This is a genomic window from Flaviaestuariibacter terrae (assembly GCF_054777635.1).
The window spans coordinates 1-660 of record NZ_BAAHAL010000012.1 but is presented as its reverse complement, the minus strand read 5'-3'; the positions used below and the strand labels follow the sequence as shown (position 1 = coordinate 660).

The following is a 660-nucleotide window of genomic DNA, read 5'->3' as shown; positions in this document are numbered from 1 at the left end:
GCACCGATACTACGGTACTGCACCTCACTATCGCCAGCGGCCTGCACAGCGATACCACGGCTACGGCTTGTGGATCTTACCAGTGGAACGGACAGACCTATACCACGAGTGGGGATTACAGCTTCACCACGACCAACGGAGCCTGTACCGATACTACCGTGCTGCACCTCACTATCGCCAGTGGCTTGCACAGCGATACCACGGCCACGGCTTGTGCCCAGTATGTATGGCACGGACAGACCTATACCACATCGGGAGATTATCCCTTCTATGCAACCAATGGCTCCTGCCAGGATACTACCGTGCTGCACCTCACCATCGCCAGTGGCTTGCACAGTGATACCACGGCTACCGCCTGCGGATCCTACCAGTGGCATGGACAGACCTATACCACGAGTGGTGACTACAGCTTCACCACGACCAACGGGGCTTGTACCGATACTACGGTACTGCACCTCACTATCGCCAGCGGCCTGCACAGCGATACCACGGCTACGGCCTGCGGATCTTACCAGTGGCATGGACAGACCTACACCACGAGTGGGGATTACAGCTTCACCACGACCAACGGAGCCTGTACCGATACTACCGTGCTGCACCTCACCATCGCCAGTGGCCTGCACAGCGATACCACAGCTACGGCTTGCGGATCCTACCAGT

Annotated in this window: 1 protein-coding gene; it reads left to right on the top strand. The window is 57.9% G+C overall.

The window, feature by feature from the left end:
* On the top strand, positions 1 to 660 hold a 660-nt coding region (locus ACYU7Z_RS16375; protein ID WP_460572435.1), incomplete at both ends, for a hypothetical protein.